17 protein-coding genes, 1 tRNA gene and 1 pseudogene are annotated in these 19982 nt (G+C 63.5%); 15 read left to right on the top strand and 4 right to left on the bottom strand.

Features of this window, described 5'->3' with window-relative positions; translation table 11 throughout:
* The first annotated feature begins 26 nt into the window (after positions 1 to 26).
* The 12 genes from F8237_RS36290 (at position 27) to F8237_RS09635 (ending at position 12071) form a co-directional block, all read left to right on the top strand.
* Positions 27 to 194: a hypothetical protein gene (locus F8237_RS36290; RefSeq protein WP_015688475.1), complete on the top strand. Its 168-nt coding sequence runs from the start codon at positions 27 to 29 to the stop codon at positions 192 to 194.
* Between the two features lie 219 nt (positions 195 to 413).
* Complete coding sequence (gene glmM / locus F8237_RS09690) at positions 414 to 1757, top strand: phosphoglucosamine mutase (RefSeq protein ID WP_151644083.1); 1344 nt, start codon at positions 414 to 416, stop codon at positions 1755 to 1757.
* Positions 1758 to 2039: 282 nt separating this feature from the next.
* Positions 2040 to 3290, top strand: a complete 1251-nt coding sequence (locus F8237_RS09680; RefSeq protein ID WP_151644079.1) for an MFS transporter — start codon at positions 2040 to 2042, stop codon at positions 3288 to 3290.
* A 225-nt stretch (positions 3291 to 3515) separates the two neighbouring features.
* Positions 3516 to 4388 carry an outer membrane beta-barrel protein gene (locus F8237_RS09675; protein WP_151644077.1) on the top strand — a complete coding sequence of 291 codons (873 nt, stop codon included), beginning with the start codon at positions 3516 to 3518 and terminating at the stop codon, positions 4386 to 4388.
* A gap of 169 nt (positions 4389 to 4557) precedes the next feature.
* Positions 4558 to 5418, top strand: coding sequence for an outer membrane protein (locus tag F8237_RS09670; RefSeq protein ID WP_151644075.1), 861 nt, complete (start codon positions 4558 to 4560; stop codon positions 5416 to 5418).
* A 69-nt stretch (positions 5419 to 5487) separates the two neighbouring features.
* Positions 5488 to 6078, top strand: coding sequence for a glutathione S-transferase family protein (locus F8237_RS09665; RefSeq protein WP_151644073.1), 591 nt, complete (start codon positions 5488 to 5490; stop codon positions 6076 to 6078).
* Between the two features lie 30 nt (positions 6079 to 6108).
* Positions 6109 to 6573: a GNAT family N-acetyltransferase gene (locus F8237_RS09660; RefSeq protein ID WP_151644071.1), complete on the top strand. Its 465-nt coding sequence runs from the start codon at positions 6109 to 6111 to the stop codon at positions 6571 to 6573.
* A 159-nt stretch (positions 6574 to 6732) separates the two neighbouring features.
* A complete protein-coding gene (locus F8237_RS09655) occupies positions 6733 to 6939 on the top strand; it encodes a hypothetical protein (protein WP_015688468.1) in 207 nt (68 codons plus the stop codon).
* 79 nt (positions 6940 to 7018) lie between these two features.
* A complete protein-coding gene (locus F8237_RS09650) occupies positions 7019 to 8191 on the top strand; it encodes a phosphoserine transaminase (RefSeq protein ID WP_151644069.1) in 1173 nt (390 codons plus the stop codon).
* A gap of 62 nt (positions 8192 to 8253) precedes the next feature.
* Entirely contained in the window at positions 8254 to 9030 is a 777-nt protein-coding gene (locus F8237_RS09645; protein WP_151644067.1) for an enhanced serine sensitivity protein SseB C-terminal domain-containing protein, read from the top strand.
* Between the two features lie 17 nt (positions 9031 to 9047).
* On the top strand, positions 9048 to 10637 hold the full coding sequence (gene serA / locus F8237_RS09640) for a phosphoglycerate dehydrogenase (RefSeq protein WP_151644065.1): 1590 nt from the start codon (positions 9048 to 9050) through the stop codon (positions 10635 to 10637).
* A gap of 261 nt (positions 10638 to 10898) precedes the next feature.
* Complete coding sequence (locus tag F8237_RS09635; RefSeq protein WP_151644063.1) at positions 10899 to 12071, top strand: thiolase family protein; 1173 nt, start codon at positions 10899 to 10901, stop codon at positions 12069 to 12071.
* Positions 12072 to 12159: 88 nt separating this feature from the next.
* On the opposite strand, the gene F8237_RS09630 is transcribed toward F8237_RS09635, so the two are convergent.
* The gene (locus tag F8237_RS09630) at positions 12160 to 15555 is read right to left on the bottom strand and encodes a PAS domain S-box protein (protein ID WP_162005964.1); all 3396 of its coding nucleotides are present in this window, start codon (positions 15553 to 15555) and stop codon (positions 12160 to 12162) included.
* 594 nt (positions 15556 to 16149) lie between these two features.
* Here F8237_RS09630 and F8237_RS09625 point away from each other — a divergent pair.
* Both F8237_RS09625 and F8237_RS09620 read left to right on the top strand, forming a co-directional pair.
* Positions 16150 to 16584, top strand: coding sequence for a phasin (locus F8237_RS09625; RefSeq protein WP_151644058.1), 435 nt, complete (start codon positions 16150 to 16152; stop codon positions 16582 to 16584).
* 314 nt (positions 16585 to 16898) lie between these two features.
* Positions 16899 to 16975: transfer RNA gene (locus F8237_RS09620), tRNA-His, on the top strand.
* Between the two features lie 102 nt (positions 16976 to 17077).
* On the opposite strand, the gene F8237_RS09615 is transcribed toward F8237_RS09620, so the two are convergent.
* Both F8237_RS09615 and F8237_RS09610 read right to left on the bottom strand, forming a co-directional pair.
* Positions 17078 to 17911 carry a hypothetical protein gene (locus F8237_RS09615; RefSeq protein ID WP_151644057.1) on the bottom strand — a complete coding sequence of 278 codons (834 nt, stop codon included), beginning with the start codon at positions 17909 to 17911 and terminating at the stop codon, positions 17078 to 17080.
* Between the two features lie 57 nt (positions 17912 to 17968).
* Complete coding sequence (locus F8237_RS09610; RefSeq protein ID WP_151644055.1) at positions 17969 to 18856, bottom strand: hypothetical protein; 888 nt, start codon at positions 18854 to 18856, stop codon at positions 17969 to 17971.
* A gap of 202 nt (positions 18857 to 19058) precedes the next feature.
* Here F8237_RS09610 and tenA point away from each other — a divergent pair, with 202 nt between their 5' ends.
* Positions 19059 to 19733, top strand: a complete 675-nt coding sequence (gene tenA, locus F8237_RS09605) for a thiaminase II (protein WP_151644053.1) — start codon at positions 19059 to 19061, stop codon at positions 19731 to 19733.
* 106 nt (positions 19734 to 19839) lie between these two features.
* On the opposite strand, the pseudogene F8237_RS09600 reads toward tenA, so the two are convergent.
* A pseudogene (locus tag F8237_RS09600) lies at positions 19840 to 19971 on the bottom strand (IS3 family transposase); the annotation flags it as partial.
* Positions 19972 to 19982 lie beyond the last annotated feature (11 nt).

Genomic DNA, 19982 nt, shown 5'->3' with positions numbered 1-19982 from the left:
GCCAAATCGTTTGAGGAGAAGGCGCCATGAGCAAACCGCACAGCCAGCCCACGCCGGAAGAGATCAAGGAGAAGCAGGATCTCGAGGACGCGCTGGAAGAAGGCCTCGAAGAGACCTTCCCGGGCTCCGATCCCGTCAACGTCACCCAGCCCGCGCCGAGCCGTCAGGACGGCCATGTGAAGCGCTCCAGCTAGGGGCAGGGTTCCACACCGTTCTGGCGCTCGCTCGGAAATATAATGTTAACAATAAGTTACCGGGGCGCCCTGTCCACGGTTCCGTAATGATTCATCATATTTTTTGAAGCCAAGTTAGCCGCGCAGGCATTATAAGACCCCAGCAAATCAGGGATGCGGGGCCCATTGTGGCACCCGTAGGTTGTCGTGGGGATTCCTGGTTGTTGCGTGGGGGACGATATGAGCCGCAAATATTTCGGGACGGACGGGATTCGGGGCCGCGCCAACGGACTGATCACGCCGGAGCTCGCGCTCAAGGTCGGCCAGGCCGCAGGCCTAGCGTTTCAGCGCGGTGACCACCGCCATCGGGTCGTGATCGGCAAGGACACCCGCCTGTCCGGCTACATGATCGAATACGCGATGGTCGCGGGCTTCACTTCGGTCGGCATGGACGTGCTGCTGGTCGGCCCGATGCCGACGCCGGCGGTCGCGATGCTGACCAAGTCGATGCGCGCCGATCTCGGCGTGATGATCTCGGCCTCGCACAATCTGTTCGAGGACAACGGCATCAAGCTGTTCGGCCCGCAGGGCTTCAAGCTGTCCGATGACGTCGAGAAGCAGATCGAGCTGCTGCTCGACGAGCCCATCGAGAAGCGGCTTGCGCAGAGCGCGAGCCTCGGTCGCGCCCGCCGTATCGACGGCGTGCATGACCGCTACATCGAATTCGCCAAGCGCACGCTGCCGCGCGATCTGTCGCTCGACGGCCTGCGCGTCGTGATCGATTGCGCCAACGGCGCCGCCTACAAGGTCGTGCCGGAAGCGCTGTGGGAGTTGGGCGCCGACGTGGTGCCGATCGGCGTCGAGCCCGACGGTTTCAACATCAACAAGGATTGCGGCTCGACCTCGCCGGAAGCGCTGTCGCGGAAGGTGCGCGAGATGCGCGCCGACATCGGCATTGCGCTGGACGGCGACGCCGATCGCGTCATCCTGGTCGACGAGCGCGGCCATGTCGTCGACGGCGACCAGCTCCTCGCGGTGATCGCGCAGAGCTGGAAGGAAGACGGACGTCTCTCGCGGCCCGGCATCGTCGCCACCGTGATGTCCAATCTCGGGCTCGAACGTTTTCTGAAGGGCCACGGGCTCGATCTCGTCCGCACCCCGGTCGGCGACCGCTACGTGCTCGAGCAGATGCTGAACGGCGGCTACAATCTCGGCGGCGAGCAGTCCGGCCACATCATCCTGTCCGACTACGCCACCACCGGCGACGGCTTCGTCGCCGCCTTGCAGGTGCTGGCCGTGGTGCAGAAGCTGCGCCGCCCGGTGTCGGAAGTCTGCCACCGTTTCGATCCGCTGCCGCAGATCCTCAAGAACGTCCGTCACAAGGGCGGCAAGCCGCTCGATGATTCCGACGTCAAGTCGGCGATCTCCGACGGCGAGAAGCGCCTCAACGGCCACGGCCGCCTGCTGATCCGCTCCTCGGGCACCGAGCCCGTGATCCGCGTCATGGGCGAGGGCGAAGACCGCATCCTGGTCGAGGACGTCGTCGACACCATCGTCTCGGCATTGGGGCTGGCCGCGGCCTGAGCCTCTCTTACCCTCCCCTGGAGGGGGAGGGTCGGCCCACATTGAGCGCAGCGAAATGTGAGACGGGGTGGGGTGGCGGTCTCTCCACCTCCAATGGTGCCCGTGAGGAGAGATCATCCCACCCCGCTTGCGCACCGCGCGATCGACCCTCCCCCTCCAGGGGAGGGTGAGCGCCAAGAATGCTCTCGCATTCCAGCCATCGACGATTGGCGGTGGTTCGGCCGCCGCTATCATCGTACCTAGTAGGTCGCGGCGGTTCGCCGCGCATGCCGGGATGCTGCGTTGAACAAGCCTGTCATTGTACCTGCGGAAACGCTGACCGAGCCCGTCGTCGTTGCCGACGTCGCGCCTGGCGCTGCCAAGGCCGCCGGGCCGGCCTATGTCGTGCTCGCCGGCATCAGCGTCTCGCACTTCCTCAACGACACCATGCAGTCGCTGATCGCCTCGGTGTATCCGATCCTGAAGGACACCTACGCGCTCGACTTCGCGCAGATCGGCATGATCACGCTGGCGTTCCAGTTCACGGCTTCGCTGCTCCAGCCCGTGGTCGGGCACTACACCGACAAGAAGGCGCAGCCTTACTCGCTGGCGATCGGCATGGCCTCGACCTTCTTCGGCCTGCTGCTGCTCAGCGCCGCGCATCAGTATCTCGTCATCCTCGTGGCTGCCGCCCTGGTCGGCCTCGGCTCGGCGGTGTTTCATCCCGAATCCGCGCGCATCGCGCGGCTGGCGTCCGGCGGCCGCTACGGCTTCGCGCAATCGGTGTTTCAGCTCGGCGGCAGTTTCGGCACGTCGATGGGACCGGTGCTGGCCGCGCTGATCGTGGTGCCGTTCGGGCAGGGCAGCATCGCCTGGTTCTCCTCGATCGCGTTCCTGGCGATTCTCATCCTCTGGCGCATCGGCCGCTGGTATGAGCCGCAGATCAAGGCCAAGAAGACGATCGCGGTTCAAGCCCATCCCGACGCGCCGAGCTCGCGCCGCGTGGTGGTCGCGCTGCTGGTGCTGGTGGCACTGCTGTTCTCCAAGCAGCTCTACGTCTCCAGCCTGTCGAGCTACTACATCTTCTATTTGATCGACCGTTTCGGCGTGTCGACGCAGACCGCCCAGATCTATCTCTTCATCTTCCTCGCGGCGAACGCGGTCGGCGCGTTCTTCGGCGGTCCCTTGGGTGATCGCTTCGGCCGCAAGATCGTGATCTGGATCTCGATCCTGGGCGCGCTGCCGTTCACGCTGGCGCTGCCCTATGCCGGGCTTTATGCGAGCGCGGTGCTGAGCGTGATCATCGGCATCATCATTTCCTCGACGACATCGTCGATCATCGTGTTCGCGCAGGAGCTGGTGCCGCACCGCTTCGGCATGATCTCCGGCGTGTTCTTCGGTGTCGCCTTCGGCATCGGTGGCCTCGGTGCCGCCGTGCTCGGCAAGCTCGCCGACCACACCTCGATCGAGTTCGTCTATCAGGTCTGCGCCTACCTGCCGGCGATCGGCCTGCTCGCGGTGTTCCTGCCCAGGCTACCGCGGCACATGCGTTAACTGATCCTGTTTCGCTGCATTGCGGCTTCATACATCGTTAGCGATTGCGGTGCGCAGACGCTGCATTTTTGCAACGCTTGCGCCGCATGCGCGCGAGTGGTGAGAAAAAATCAACCTTAAAAATTAGGGTTAAGTGGCGCTTAAACATTTGGTGCGATCGTCCCTGTGAGTTTCCAGAACGTGAGGCATCTGCATTTTGCCTCACCGGCCATAAGGACGAAGCCAATGCGTAGCGTTAAGTCTCTCCTTGCCGCGGGTGCGGCATCCCTGATCTCGTCGATGGCGTTCGCTGCCGACATGCCGATCGCGGCGCCCCCTCCCATGTACGCGCCGGTGGCTCAGCCCGCCGATTTCGGTGGCTGGTATCTGCGCGGTGACATCGGCTTCAGCAATCAGAGCGTAAAGAGCGTTCGGAAATCCGACGAAACTGCCTATTCCCAGATGAGTTCGTTCAATCAGACGACCGGCTTCGATACTGCGGGGATCTTTGGCGTCGGTGTCGGTTATCGTGTCAACAACTGGTTCCGCACGGATGTCACTGCTCAGTATCGTGGCAAATCGAATTTCAAGGGATCGGACGTATTCAATGCCTCCGCCTACGGTCTCGGCTATTCCGGGGTCAACAACTACAATGCCAGCAAGTCCGAGCTGCTGTTCCTGGCAAATGCTTACGTGGATCTAGGGACGTGGTGGTGTGTGACTCCGTTCATCGGTGCTGGTGTCGGCGCATCGCAGGTCAACATTTCTAACTTCACTGATAGCGGTTCGGTTACAGACCGCATAACAGCCGGGCCCACACATAACGGCCCCTCGGCGAGCTATGCAACTGCAGCGTCCGGCTCAAAATGGAACTTCGCTTGGGCCGCGCACGCGGGTCTGGCCTACAAGGTAAACCCCAGTCTCACGCTCGAATTGGCCTATAGCTATGTCGATCTCGGCAGTGGAACGACCGGTGCGATTGTGGCGTACGATGGCACCACGTATGGCAATACAATGAAGTTCAAGGACATCACGTCCCACGACCTCAAGCTCGGCGTGCGCTGGGATCTCAACAGCCCGCCGGCCTACATGCCGCCGCCGCTCGTCACCAAGGGCTGATAGCAAGCCTCATCGGTTAAAGTCTCTTAACGGCGCGGGATCATCCCGCGCCGTTTTGCTTTGCGTATTTTTCATGGCTTGACGGCGATGAAAGCGTCCGGCGCAACCATTGGTTAAGGTTAACGAGCCATGATCAGCATCGAAAGTTCGAGTTCGATGGAGCGTTGCGATGCGTAGGCTTTTGTTGGCAGCGGTGATGTTGGGAACGGTGTCTGTCGCGCACGCGGCCGACCTTTCCGATCTGCCCATCCTGCGCGGCAGCTTCACCGACGGCCTCTCGAAGTCATCCCAAAATTGGGACGGCTTCTATGTCGGCGGCCAGTTCGGCTTTGCCACGTCGGAAATCGATTTCAGCCACGCCCCGAAATCGATGACCGATTTCATGCTTCGCGACAGCATTCTTCAGGCGCCGGTCGGCGGATGGTCGCTGCTGCCGAAAAATCACGTCCAGGCGACCGGGTTCGGCGCCTATGTGGGCCGCAACTGGCAGCTCTATGATGCCGTGATGGGCGTTGAGGCCAACTACAGCTACATGAACAATCTCGCGAGCAGTGCAAGCGATTCCATGTCGAGATTGATCCCCGGCGAAACAGCGCCGACCAATCACGCCTATACTTACAATACGACGCTCGGTGGCGGCGCCGCGTTGCAGCTCAAGGACTATGCGACTTTCCGAGGTCGGATCGGATGGGCCGGTGGAGACTTCATGCCCTATGCGTTTGGCGGCCTTGCGATCGGGCGCGCGGACGTGTCGAGGTTTGCGACCGTGTCGTACGTGAAATACGACGACTTTACGGACCCCAACTCCGGCGTTACGACTCGCTCGATCGCCGGCACCGGTACGATGACGCAGTCCGAGCGGCGCGCGAACAGTTTCATCTACGGATGGACGGGGGGCATCGGAATCGAATACGCGTTGCTCGACTGTGTGATCCTGCGCGGTGAGTGGGAGCATGTCGGGTTCTCGAACGCCAAGGATATCTCCGTCAGCCTGAACAATTTCCGCCTGGGCGCCGGCTACAAGTTCTGAGTTGCCCGCTTCCTGTTGACAGGTTCTTTCCGGCCTGATGCTCTGTCACCCGTAAATGGGGCGACAGCGATGCAGGTCTACGGCGACAGCAATTCCGGAAATTGTCTGAAGGTGAAATGGGTCTGCGACAAGCTCGCGCTGCCCTACCAGTGGATCGAGATCGACACCCGCAAGGGCGAGACGCGCACGCCGCAATTCCTGACAATGAACGGCGCCGGCCAGGTGCCGACCGTCGCATTCGATGACGGCCGCACGCTGGCGCAGTCCAATGCCATTATCCGCTACCTCGCCCGCGACAGCGCTCTGATCCCGCGCGACGCCTTTGCTGCGGCCAAGATGGACGAATGGCTGTTCTGGGAGCAGTACAGCCACGAGCCCTACATCGCGGTGTGCCGCTTCCAGCTGGTCTATCTCGGCAAGGACGCATCCGAGCTCGACCCCGAGAAGGTCAAGCGCGGTTATGCCGCGCTCGACCGCATGGAGCAGCACTTGGCCGCAAGCCGTTTCTTCGCCGGCGAAGAGGTTTCGCTCGCCGATGTCTCGCTGCTCGCCTATACCCGTCTCGCGCATGAAGGCGGCTTCGATCTTGGCCGTTACCCGGCCGTCCGCCGCTGGATCGGCGAAGCCGAGGCCTCTCTCGGCCTGCCGCCGGCGCGCTGAGCCTCACGCGCTGAGCCTGGAGTTTCGCCTATGAACGATAAGTCCGTCTCCATCCGTCTCGCGCGGCGCGAGGACGTCCCCGCGATGATCGCAATGCTCGCCGACGATCATCTCGGGCGCGCCCGCGAGCGCGTGGAGGACCCGCTGCCCGCGGTCTATTACGAGGCGTTCGCGCGGGTCGAGCGCGATCCGAACCTCACGCTCGTGGTTGCGGAGAGCGAGGGCAGGGTGGTCGGCTGTCTTCAGCTGGCGGTGCTGCCGGGCATCAGCTCGCAAGGCGGCATCCGCGGCCTGCTCGAAGATGTTCGCGTCGCTTCCGATTGCCGCAGCCGCGGCATCGGCGAGCATTTGGTGCAATGGGCGGTGACTGAAGCAAAAGCGCGCGGCTGCATCCTGGTCGAATTGCTCACGCATGCGAGCCGCGTCGACGCGCAGCGCTTCTACAAGCGACTCGGATTCACATCGAGTCATGTCGGCATGACTGTCCGCTTTTGAGGCATCATCCAGCGGCCGTTGCGCGATCAGCGAAATCGGATCGCGCGTTCGTTCATATTAAGAGTGGGTAAACTACCCAGCCGTCGTTCACGTGGAACCAGGAACGAAGGGTGCTACGTCAGCGTCTGAAAGCCGAGCTCGGTCGGTTCGGGGATTTCGATGACAAGCTATTCCATGATCAAGGTCGGCAACGACTATGTTGTGCAGGCCAATGACAAATGCATTTTAAAAGTCGGCAGCCGCCGCCGGGCCGCGCAATTGATCAGTGATGCCACGGACTTGCTGAACGCGCTTGCCGTGGTCGAATCCCCTGATATCGCACCGGATGAGCCATCACTCGCGCGTGAGGCCCCGGAACTTCCTTGACGACTCTTCCTGTTTCCCGTATCAGCCGCGGCGGGACACCTCCCCCCAACGGGAGGCTTACTATCTGGAAGGGTAGAATATGACTGTAGCGAAGCCCGCTTCGCGGCCCAACGTGCCGCATTTTTCCTCCGGCCCCTGCGCCAAGCGCCCCGGATGGAACGCCCAAAATCTCAAGGACGCAGCGCTCGGCCGTTCGCATCGCGCGAAGGTCGGCAAGACCAAGCTCAAGCTCGCGATCGATCTGACGCGCGAAGTGCTTGAAGTGCCCGCCGATTATCGCATCGGCATCGTTCCGGCGTCGGATACCGGCGCGGTCGAGATGGCGCTGTGGTCGCTGCTCGGTGCGCGCCCCGTCACCACGCTCGCGTGGGAATCTTTCGGCGAGGGCTGGGTCAGCGACATCGTCAAGGAATTGAAGCTCAAGGACGTCACCAAGCTCAACGCGGCTTACGGTGAAATCCCCGATCTCTCCAAGGTCGATCCCAAGAGCGACGTCGTCTTCACCTGGAACGGCACGACCTCCGGCGTGCGCGTGCCGAACGCCGACTGGATCAGTGCGACGCGCGAAGGCCTGACCATTTGCGATGCGACGTCCGCCGCATTTGCGCAGCCGCTCGACTGGCCTAAGCTCGATGTCGTCACCTTCTCCTGGCAGAAGGCGCTCGGCGGCGAAGCCGCGCACGGCATGCTGATCCTCTCTCCGCGCGCGGTGGAGCGGCTCGAGACCTACAAGCCGGCCTGGCCGCTGCCGAAGATCTTCCGCATGACCAAGGGCGGCAAGATCAACGAAGGCATCTTCGTCGGCGAGACCATCAACACGCCGTCGATGCTCTGCGTCGAGGATTATCTCGACGCGCTGAACTGGGCCAAGTCGATCGGCGGCCTCAAGGCGCTGATCGCGCGCGCTGATGCCAACACCAAGGTGCTGGCCGACTGGAAGGCGAAGACGCCCTGGATCGACTTCCTGGCCAAGGACGCCGCGATCCGCTCCAACACCTCGGTGTGCCTGAAGTTCACCGATCCCGCGCTCACCTCGCTCTCGGACGACGCGCAGGCCGACTTCTCCAAGAAGCTGGTCGCGCTGGTCGAGAAGGAAGGCGCCGGCTACGACTTCGCCTACTATCGCGATGCGCCGGCCGGCCTGCGCATCTGGTGTGGCGCGACCGTCGAAGCGAAGGACGTCGAGCTGCTGACCCAGTGGATCGACTGGGCTTTCGCCGAGACCAAGGCCGCGCTCGCAAAAGCCGCCTGACAAACGCCGTGAGCTGATGCCGTGCGGACTTCTCCGTACGGCCTGATCTGCACAGGCCCGTCATGTTCGAACCCGAGAACGAGATCGAGCGCATGCTGATGCGTGCCGCGCAGGAGCCGCCGGAACGTGCGGCCTTCGCGCGGGCGCTGATCGACGCCGAAATCGTCGTGGTGCTGGTGCCCGAAGGCGGCCAGCTCAAGCCGGGTCCGGACGGACAAGCCATCGTTCCGGAAGGAACCAGGCTCACTCTGCCGAGCGCAATGCGCGGCGAGGAGCGGCTCCTTCCTTTCTTCACTGCGCCTTCCCGGGCGCGTGCCTGGTTCAGCGGCGATCACGTGGTCGCACCTGACCGCACGCGTGATCTGTTTGGCCGCTATCCGGAGGCGTTTTTCGTGCTCAATCCTGGCTCCGACTATGGCAAGGAGTTCACTCCTGCCGAGGTGAAGCGGTTGCTCGCCGGCCATTTCGAGGAAGGCGCCGAGACGATCACGATTCCTGCCGGTGAGCAGGTGATGCTCGGCCATCCCAGCGATGTGCCGGACCAGTTGATCGCGGCGCTCTCGCGCGAGTTCAGTGCGGAAAAATCCATCCGCGGCGCCTGGTTGATGCTGGCGGCGCGGGCTGGGCATCCCGATCAGAGCTGGATGCTCGGCGTCGATCACGGCGGATCGTGGTCGACCGTGCTGGCGGCGATCAATCGCGCAGTCGCCGGCAATGTCTTGAAGGGGCGGCCGCTCGACGCGGTGCCGCTCGAAAGCAGCTCACTCGCATCGACCTTGCGTACCGGAATTCCAATTCCCGCCGTCAAGCGCGGCTTCTTCCAAAAGCTCTTCAGCTAACAGTCAGGCAGAACCCCATGTCCAAACCGAAAGTTCTCATCTCCGACGCGCTCTCCCCCGCCGCCGTGCAGATCTTCAGGGATCGCGGCATCGAGGTCGACTTCCAGCCCAACCTCGGCAAGGACAAGGACAAGCTCGCCGAGATCATCGGCAATTACGACGGCCTTGCGATCCGCTCCGCGACCAAGGCGACCGCCAAGATCCTGGAGAAGGCGGCGAAGCTGAAGGTGATCGGCCGCGCCGGCATCGGCGTCGACAATGTCGAGATTCCCGCCGCCACGGCCAAGGGCATCATCGTGATGAACACGCCGTTCGGCAATTCGATCACGACCGCCGAGCACGCCATCACCCTGATGCTGGCGCTGGCCCGCGAGATCCCGCAGGCCGACGCCTCGACCCAGGCCGGCAAGTGGGAGAAGAACCGCTTCATGGGCGTCGAGATCACCGGCAAGGTGTTAGGGGTGGTCGGCTGCGGCAATATCGGCTCGATCGTGGCCGATCGCGGGCTCGGCCTGCGCATGAAGGTGATCGCGTTCGATCCGTTCCTGTCGCCGGAGCGCGCCAAGGATATCGGCGTCGAGAAGGTCGAGCTCGACGACCTCTTGAAGCGCGCCGATTTCATCACGCTGCACACCCCGCTCACCGACAAGACCAGGAACATCATCGACGCGGCCGCCATCGCCAAGATGAAGAAGGGCGTGCGCCTGATCAACTGCGCCCGCGGCGGCCTCGTCGACGAGCAGGCGGTGGTCGATGCGCTGAACTCCAAGCACATTGCGGGCGCCGCCTTCGACGTCTTCGTCGAGGAGCCCGCGACCGCGAACGTGCTGTTCGGCCATCCCAACGTGATCTGCACGCCGCATCTCGGCGCCTCCACCACCGAAGCGCAGGAGAACGTCGCGCTCCAGGTCGCCGAGCAGATGTCGGATTATCTGCTCACCGGCGCGATCTCGAACGCCGTCAACTTCCCCTCGATCACGGCGGAAGAGGCGCCGAAGCTGAAGCCGTTCATCGCGCTCGCCGAGAAGCTCGGCTCGTTCGCCGGCCAGCTCACCGAGAGCGGCATTCTCAAGGTGCAGATCACCTATGAGGGCCACGTCGCCGAGATGAAGATCAAGGCGATCACCTCCGCCGTGCTGTCCGGCCTGCTACGGCCGATGCTGGGCGAGATCAACGTGGTCTCGGCGCCGGTCATCGCCAAGGAGCGCGGCATGGAGATCGACGAGATCGTGCGCGCCGCCCAGAGCGACTATGAAAGCCTGATCACCGTCACCGTCACCACCGAGCGGCAGGAACGGTCGGTCTCGGGCACCGTCTATGCCGACGGCAAGCCGCGCCTCGTCGACATCAAGGGCATCCGCGTCGATGCCGAATTCGGCAAATCGATGATCTACGTGACCAACGAGGACAAGCCGGGCTTCATCGGCAAGTTCGCCAGCCTGCTCGGCGACGCCAGGATCAACATCGCGACCTTCCATCTCGGCCGCGTCGCGCCAGGCTCCGATGCCATCGCGCTGATCGAGGTCGACGGCGCGGTGCCGGCGGACCTGCTGGCCAAGGTGCAGGCCCTGCCGCAGGTCAAGCAGGTCAAGGCGCTGACGTTCTGAGGCATGGTCAACACTAGTGTCGTGGCCGGGACAAACCCGGGCATGACCAGTGGATCGAGCATGCCCACTTCGGGATGACGGGTATCATATCATAAATTCCGACCTGCGGAACAAGAGCGCCGCCCTCCCGAGAGGGCGGCGTTTTTGTTGATGCAGTGCCGCGCTTTATTCTTCCCGTGGCCGCCCAACTTTGTGTACCAATGGCGCCGAGAACACCTTCGTTCCAACGCCTCCGTACCACTGTTCGAAAGGGAGAAAACAATGCGTGAAGCCGTCATCGTTTCCTACGCGCGCACGGGCCTTGCCAAGTCCGGCCGCGGCGGGTTCAACATCACCCCGCCGATGTCGCTGGCGGCCCACGCGATCAAGCATGCGGTCGACCGCGCCGGCGTCGAGAAGGACTATGTCGAGGATTGCTACCTCGGCAATTGCGCCCATGGCGCGCCGAACATCGGCCGTCAGGCCGCGCTGCTCGCGGGTCTTCCCAAGTCGATCGGCGGCGTCTCGGTGAATCGCTTCTGCTCGTCGGGCCTGCAGACCATCGCGATGGCAGCCAATTCGATCCGTTCGGACGGCGCCGACTGCATCGTCGCCGGCGGCGTCGAGAGCATTTCGATGCCGGGCGGCGCGACGGCGAAGGAGACGGTCGATCCGGAGCTGCTCAAGGTCGCGCCCGACATCTTCATGGCGATGATCGACACCGCCGACATCGTCGCCGAGCGCTACAAGCTCAGCCGTGAATACCAGGACGAGTATTCGCTGGAGTCGCAGCGCCGCATGGCCTCCGCCCAGCAGGCCGGCAAGTTCAAGGACGAGATCGTCCCGATGAAGACCAAGATGAAGGTGGTCGACAAGGCGACCAAGGCGGAGAGTATCGTCGACTACGTCGTCGACCGCGACGAGTGCAACCGTCCCGAGACCACGCTGGAGGGCCTTGCCAAGCTCGAGCCGGTGAGGGGCCCCGGCAAGTACGTCACCGCCGGCAATGCCAGCCAGCTCTCCGACGGCGCAGCCGCCGTGGTGCTGATGGAAGCCAAGGACGCCGAGAAGCGCGGCCTCAAGCCGCTCGGCCGCTTCGTCGCCTGGGCTGCGGCGGGCTGCGAGCCGGATGAGATGGGCATCGGCCCGGTGTTCGCGGTGCCGAAGCTGCTCAAGCGTCACGGCCTGAAGATCGACGACATCGATCTCTGGGAGCTCAACGAAGCCTTCGCCAGCCAGTGCCTCTATTCGCGCGACAAGCTCGGCATCGATCCCGCCAGGTACAACGTCAACGGCGGCTCGATCGCGATCGGACATCCCTTCGGCATGACGGGTGCACGCTGCACCGGCCATCTGCTGCAGGAAGGTGCGCGCCGCAAGGCGAAGTGGGGCGTGGTGACCATGTGCATCGGCGGCGGCCAGGGCGGCGCCGGCCTGTTCGAGATCTACAGCTGAGGCGATCGCCTCACTGAATGCGAAAGGGCACGGCGCGAGCCGTGCCCTTTTTGCATCCGCATCGTTGTGTTCGCAATGACAGCGGAGACTAAGCGCCCGCCACCACCGGCGAAAACACCACTTCGATCAGCGTGCCGGTGTTGGCCGTGCTCTTGATGTTGAACCGGGCGCGGTTGGCTTCGACCAGCGCCTTGGTCAGCGACAGGCTCAGCGCCGAGCTGTCCGAGGCGTCCCCGGGCGGCGGGGTGCGGAACGGCTCCATCGCGGCGGCGACCTCGCGCTCGGACAGGCCATGGCCGGTGTCGCGGATGCGAAGCGCGATCTCGCCGCGATCGGACCGCGCGGTCGAGACGATGACCTGGCCGCCGGCGCTGGCGAGCCGGATCGAGTTCGAGATCAGGTTCATGGTGATCTGCCGCATCGCGCGCGCGTCCACTGTGACCTGCGGCAGCGCATGCGCGAGCGAGGTGCGGATGATGATGCGCTCGCGATTGGCCTGCGGCTGCATCACCACGACGCAGGCCTCGACCAAATCGTTGAGGTTGAGGTTGGCGAAGTTGAGGTCGAGCTGGCCGGTCTCGATCCGCGACAGCTCCAAGAGATCGTCGATGATGGTGATGACGCGCTCGCCGGAAGCGCGGATGTCCTTCATGTATTCGCCGTAGCGCTCGTTGCCGAGCGTGCCGAAGCGTTCGGAGATCATCACCTCGGCAAAGCCGATGATGGCGTTGAGCGGCGTGCGGATCTCGTGGCTGATCCGCGCCAGCATGTCGGCCTTGGCGTTGGCCGCGCCGTCGGCGAGGCGCCGTGCGTTCTTCAGCTCGCTCTCGCCCTTCTTGCTCTGGGAGAGGTCGCGGAACACGGCGAAGAAGTTCGGGCCGTCGGGCCGGGTGCGGCCCATGATCATGGCGAGCGGAATCACGCCGCCCTTCTTCTCGCGGCCGAGCACCTCGCGGCCGTGGTCGAGCAGGCTGGCGATGTCCTGGCTCTTGAGGTTTTCCAGATAGTCGATCACGACGTGCTGACTCTCGGGCGCGAACAGCGTCACCAGATTGTGCTGCATCAGCGTTTCGCCGTCATAGCCGAACAGCGCTTCGGCGCTGCGGTTGCAGGCGTGGATGTTGCCTTCGGCATCGAACATCACGATGCCTTCGGCCGTGGTGTCGAGGATCGCGGCCAGATCCTCCGCATCCGTGTCGCCGGCCTCCGGCTCGATCTCGGGCACGTAGGGGAAGGATTCCGCGACGACAGGCTCGGCGGCAACGGGCGGCGCGAGCACAGGCGCCGCAACGACAGGCGCGGCTTGCGGCAGCGCGCAGATCAGCGCATGCGCGCTCTCGCCGTCCCAGTCGATCGTGTGCAGATGCGCTTCGGTGGTCGCAAGCGGCTGTTCGCCATTGGCAAGCGTCGCGCTGATCGTCACCGGCGTGCCGGCCTGCGAGGTGCTGCTGGCCGACGAGACGCCCGGCTCGACATAGAGCGCATCGAGCCCGCCGGCATCCTCCAGCGCGTTGATGCTGGCATAGCCCATGCGCGCGAGGAACGCGGGGTTGGCGTAGAGCAGGCGGTCGAGCCGGTAGATCAGCATGCCCGTCGGCACCAGGTCGAGCAGCGCGCGGTCGCGCGCGCTGTGGCCGTGCGCGGGCGGCGCGGGCTCGGTCAGCCACTCGGCCGGCGCGTGCGGCGGCTCGGGCTCCGGCGGCAGCGGTTCGGGCGTGATCTCCGCGGCCGGCGGCTCGACGGTGACAGAAGCGATCGTCTCGCGCTCGCGTTCGAGCCGTTCGGACAATTGCCGGGCGAGCTCGTTGAACGCGCTGTTCTCGACCGGCGTCAGGGTCGGCGACCTCTGATCGCCGAGTGATCTGGAATCACCGTGCGGGCGGAACGGCACGACGTTGGGAGGCGGCGTTTCCACTGGCGTTTCCGGATCGGTTGGGTGTGAAGTTGCTTTGAGGACGGGCTCGGGCAGTTCAGGTTCAGGTGTCGGCTCAGGTTCAGGCGGCTCGGCCGGCGGAGGCGGTGCCTCTGCCACGGGTTCAGGCTCCGGCTCCGGCTCCGGCTCCGCCATGTCGGCGGACAGGCCGTGCGGCGCTGGTGGTTCGACCAGCAGCTCATAGCGGCGGAGCGCTTCGAGCCGGTTGAGGCCGTCGAGATCGCGGCAGACGCCAAAGCCCCTGAAGCCCGCAAAATTGCGATTCTGGTCGTAGACCGGCAGGCCCGCCAGTTCGACCGGCAGATGCTCGCCGCCGTCGGCCGGCCAGTTCACGGTGATCCCGGCCCAGGTGTCGTGGCTGCTGAGCGCCTGCGCGACGCGGCCCTCGGGATCGAGCGAAAATTCATCGGCGATCTCGCGCCAGGGGCGGCCGAAGCCGGCCGCCGTGTGCGCGCCCATCAGGCGGATGAACTCGTCCGAGCCGAGCACGAAGCGGCCGTCCGCATCCATCTGCCACAAAAAGCGCAGCGGAAGCTGGCGCGGTGCAGGCGGCTCCGCTGATGGCGGTTCGACCATGGCGGATGTGATCGGCGCGGCCTGCGGCGGCACAATGGCGTCGGCGAGGTTTTCAACCGGAGAGTCTGGCGCGGGCTCGCTCACCTCGACGACCGCTGCGGTAGCAGGCACCGTCTCCTGCGCCGGAGGCTCCGGCGCGGGTGCGCTCGCCTCAGGGGGAGCAGACGTTTCGACCGGCTCAGCGAACGCGTCGAATAGCGCGATCCCGCCGTCAGCCTCGCCCGAGGGCGGCGCGTCGACGATCTCAGGGGCGTGGTGAACCTGTACTTCAGGCGCGGTCTCCGCTGGGCTATCGGAAGCCTCCGCGGCAGGCGCGGCGTGCGCGGCCGCAGGTTCGATCAGCGCGACCAGTCCGACATCGGCGCCCGTGCCGACCCGTTGCAGCACCATCTGGCCGATGCCGATCGGCGTCTCGACGCGGCCGTCGCGCAGCGCATCGCTGCGCGCCTGTTCGAGCCCGGCCTCGCCGAGATCGCGAAAGCCGAGCAGGGCGCGCGCGGCTTCGCTGGCGCCGGCAAACATGCCGTCGGGCCCGAACGCGGCCATCGGCACGGTGGCACCGTCGACGAGGCGATGCAGCCGCTCGATCAGCGGCATGGTGCGCAGGGCGGGGTCCATCGCGGTGACCAGCACGGCATGATGTCCATCGGCAAACTCGAGCCGCGCGCAGCCGCAGGTCATCAGCGCGCCGAGCCGCGCGCCGAAGCCGCGCAGCCGTTCGAGCCGCATCGCACCGTTCGCGGGCAGTTGCAGGGCGAGCCGCACGATCTGGCGGCGATGGCTGTCGGCGGGGCCGAAGGTCCTGGCGGCCAGCGCAGTCGCGTTGGCCGCCCTGAACAGTTTGGCGCCGACCGGATTGGCCCAGAGCACGCGCGTGCCGTCGATCGACCAGAGCCAGGCGGGCAGGGATGAGGTCGCGTGCACGGCCAGCCTGGGATCGCCGACGCCTCGCAACTGGAAATCCGAACTTGTCATCCGACCGGCTTCAAGTCTCGCTGTCACGCATCTGGGTGCCAGGCTGCCGGGAATGACAGCCTTAAGAAAGGGTTAGTATCGCCCGCCCCCGCGGGCAGGTCCACGGTCCCACCGTAACCAGGTAAGCCTAAAGCCGCGATAACCTTAATCCCTCCGCCCCCGCAAGCCGCAGCCGGCCGGCTTCCGCAGGATTCGGGCCGTCATTCCGGGGCGCGCGGAGCGCGAGCCCGGAATCCATCAGGCCGCAACGACGGTGGAGGAATGGATTCTCAGGTGCGCAATTGCGCACCATAGCTCGCGACGTCGTCGCGCCCCGGAATGACGGAGAGATGTCGTCCCATCGCGCTCACCCTCAACCCCCGGTTCCCCACCTCCGGAACCTCATCCTCCCCGGGATTAAATTTCGCATTGCACCCCGCTGCCGCGTTGCGCTGCACAATGTTGACATGTTAGGCAGCAATACTACCGGGCGTTGGGCGAGCCGTTTTGTTTCGCGTATCCGGTCTCCGCACCGCTGAATGCAGGCCCAGATTGGGGCCCGGCGGGCGCGCCAGATGGCTCACCCCATTTTTCCAATTAGAGTGAGGGACAACCATGACAGGTGCGACTGATCCATTCTCTTCCTCCGTCATCCCGTTCGAGGTTCCGGAGCAGATGCGTGCGTTCGCCGAGAAGGGCGTTTCGCAGGCCCGCGAGAGCTACGCCAAGTTCAAGGACGCCGCCGAGAGCCATAACGGCACCGTCGAGGCCGTGTTCTCCTCCGCCCACAAGGGCGCGAGCGAATACGCTGCCAAGGTGATGGAGTTCATGAAGGCCAACACCACGGCGCAGCTCGAGTTCACCCAGGAGCTGTTCAGCGTGAAGTCGCCGCAGGACGCGTTCGCGCTGTGGACCGGCCACTCCAAGACCCAGCTCGAGACCTTCCAGGCCCAGGCCAAGGAGCTCGCCGAGATCGCCCAGCGCGCCGCCACCGCCGCCGCCGAGCCGATCAAGGCCAGCGCCGCCAAGCTCTACCCGCCCGCCGCCTGATCTTTCGGCTGGTCTTGAAGTGATTGAGAACCCGGGCCGAAAGCCCGGGTTTTTTCTTCACCTCTCCCGCTCGCGGGAGAGGCCGGCAGAGGGCTCTCTCCTCATCGGGAGTGTCGCCTCCGGGCCGGCGAGGGGAGCGCAACCTCGCGACGGTCGCCCTCAAGCCCGATTTCATTGCGCTGAGGGTGATTTACCCCGGGTTTTCGTCCGTTTGCGGCCTTGCCAAAAACGCCCGTTGCACCTAGTTTCCGCCCCGTCCAGCCCCCCTAGGTGACCGGCCCTCAAGGGCGCCCCAAGGCGCGGCTCGCAAGGATGCAGTTGTAGCTCAGTTGGTTAGAGCGCCTGTCTGTGGAACAGGAGGTCGGTGGTTCGAGCCCACCCAACTGTACCAATGCAGATGATTTGTTCTGCGTCGCCGGCTTCTTACTGATCGACCAGATGGCTGCTGACAGATGAGAAATTCGCACTCAATCTAGGTTGCCTCGCAGGTCCCTCATGGCGGCACGATCTCCTTTGCCAGCTGGTTCCACTCAAAGAAGAAAGAATTGAATATCAGTGAAGCATCGCGTTGGTAGCAAATGTGTGCGGCTTCATAGCATTGAATAATGTCGAAGTGAGCGTTCTGCAGGATGAGCATGCGCGGCCAATGAGGTTGCGCGCCTAGATGCCGACTACCGTCCGGCGACTTGTTCACTTGCATGAACTCTAGGCTAAACCGATCGTAATGTGCGACGGAACTGAACTGCGCATAGATGGCGTCGTATGACGGTGCCAGCTTCTCCTTAGCGATGTGCAAGTCGGAAAGCGGAGGAAGCTCGTCGCGCTTCTTTGCCGTTGAGCGAAGATCGAGGGTGGACCATTCTTGAAAAAACGTGCGCTGCTCCTTTGTGAGCGGTTCGGTCGCCCAAGCAGGCAGAGGTCCGTATAGCTTCTCGAAATCCGCTCGGGTCTCCGGCTTCGCGGCCTTCGCCAGATCACCCATCTTGGCGAATTTGGTGCGGTCGTATTTCTGAAACGCGAGCGGGTCCGGGTTCCTGACCAGCCAAGAAAAACGCACAGTTTGCTCGTACCGATCGCGGAGTAGTGACATAGCGGCGGGTGTCAGACCCCAGCTCGCGTTTAGTCGGACTGCGCTACTCGTGATCTCGGCAATATGGAGCATGCGAACAATCTGGAATTCGCGGCTTTGGTTATCCTCGTGCTCGTAGTCGCCAGCCAACTCTAGATATTTCAGCCACAAGCGCTCATTCATGCGGTAGCATTCGGCGACAGCCGGAGGCTGCGCGTACGGACCGAGATGATCGAAAACGGCCGGCGGCTTTTGCATACTGCCTTATGTTTGAGTCGTGATTACGGTGTCAGTGCTTGATTGGTCACTGTGGTTCTAAATCCGTTCAACGGCCCCCATCGCAGTTGCCACTTCACGGACACGGCCTAAAAGCTCTTCAGCAGTCGTTTCTCTGAACGTCTCAACGCCGTCCCATTCGAGTGGACGATATAGAAAGCCAAGTCTCGGTTGCTCGAGATATGCTGCAACGACTGCTGCACCTCTCCAAAAATTCGCTAGGATTTGGTAGGTGTAATAATTTATTCCGGTTTGCTGTTCGGCATGCTGTTCTTCGCCTCTGGCTTTATCGAACTCGATGTCCTGGAGCATCGTGGCCCCTACTATATGTTGATAGGTGTGTCCGAACGGCGACGCTAGGACCGTGATCATAAATCCTCCCACACTGCTACTCAAGAAACGTGCCGGCTGCGTCGCAATTTGGTTGATGGCGGAGGTGAAGCGGTGCTCTTCAGGGGGCATGAATGGGATGGTGGTGCTATGCGCGAGGCCCGTTGGCGTCTCAGCCTCAATGCTCTCAATTGCGGTAACAACGTCAGGCTGCCCTATCCATAGACGATCATTGTTCTCAGTGATCAATCCGTCTTTCCAAATCTTGAACATAGTGGCTCTGCTGCGGTGCGATGCCACGAGAAACTCTGTCTGAAATTTTTCACCCCTGGCTGCACTCTCAGCGCAGGCGTTTCTCAATGGTCTGATCACGTCTTCGATGCGACGGCCGCCACGCGCAATTGCAGCGGCTTCCTGGATGGCGGGGAGCGCGTATCCCACCGTCCCTGCATAGGCGACCGAAACATCCTCACAGAGGACAATAGCCTTTACTCTCCCAGGAATCAGGTTGCGCTTTGCTGTTGCTTCATCGTGGATCATTGTATCCGTAGCGATAAGCATGCGATCGCCAAATCGACGCGCCATTCCAACGGTCATCTTCGGCCCTCCCTTTCAGTTACCCCACTCAATGATAGAGATGGAATCACAGTGACAATGTACCAAACTCTCGGCGCGGGGAGTGTCCGCAACGCTTCTCACAGCTAGTTTTGTCCGCGGCGCCGTATCTCCTCGCTTCGCAATGCGCTATCGCTAGCGACCCAAAGACGTTCATGAAAAACCAACCCAGGCAAAAACCATCGTGACCTTCTTCGAGCGTCTTAAGACAGCAGCATCCGGTGAGTGGCGGGCCTACACCGAGCATCCCTTCACCAACGGATTGGCGGACGGCTCGCTCCCCGAAGCGGCGTTCCGTCACTACCTCGTTCAGGACTACCTGTTCCTCATCGAGTTTGCGCGCGCCTACGCGCTCGCGGTCTACAAGTCGCCTCGGCTTGCCGACATGCGTGAAGCATCCGCCGGCCTATCGGCCATCCTCGATGTCGAGATGAACCTGCATGTCAAACTCTGTGCCGATTGGGGTCTGTCCCCGGCCGATCTTGAACAGGCCCCGCCGGCGGCCGAGATGCTGGCCTATACGCGCTACGTGCTCGACGCCGGCATGCGCGGCGATCTGCTGGCGCTCAAGGTGGCGCTGGCGCCTTGCGTGATCGGCTATGCGGAGATCGCGACGCGGCTCGCCGCGCGTCCCCATGCGGACGCCGCGACGAACGCCTATCGCGTCTGGATCGGCGAATATGCCGGCGCGCCATATCAAGAGGTCGCGGCCAAGGCGCTAGCGCACATGGAGCATCTCGCCGATCGCTACGCCACGCCGGCCCGCGAGGCAGAACTGATTGCGATCTTCAAGGAAGCCACCCGGCTCGAGACAGACTTCTGGGAGATGGCCTGGCGCGCGGGCCAGCGTGTTCAATAAGCCTTTCGGCCGTCGTCAGGCTCAGGACCCGGAGGTTAGCAAATTGCGATGACGGTGCTCCTCGATCTGTCGGGCCGAGCTTCCGTCACCTGGCGCGACAGGTCTTGCGCTCGGTCTTCGACGACGAGAAGAAGCTCTCCATCGCCGCGTTGTCCCACACATTGCCGGATCGGCTCATGCTGCGAACGATGCCGCTCTCAATCATCAGGCGCAGGAACCGTTCGCTGACGGATTGGCTGCGGCGATTGG

Origin of the sequence: Bradyrhizobium betae, from assembly GCF_008932115.1 — a bacterium.
GTDB classification, from domain to species: domain Bacteria; phylum Pseudomonadota; class Alphaproteobacteria; order Rhizobiales; family Xanthobacteraceae; genus Bradyrhizobium; species Bradyrhizobium betae.
This window is presented reverse-complemented; position numbering and strand designations above follow the sequence as displayed.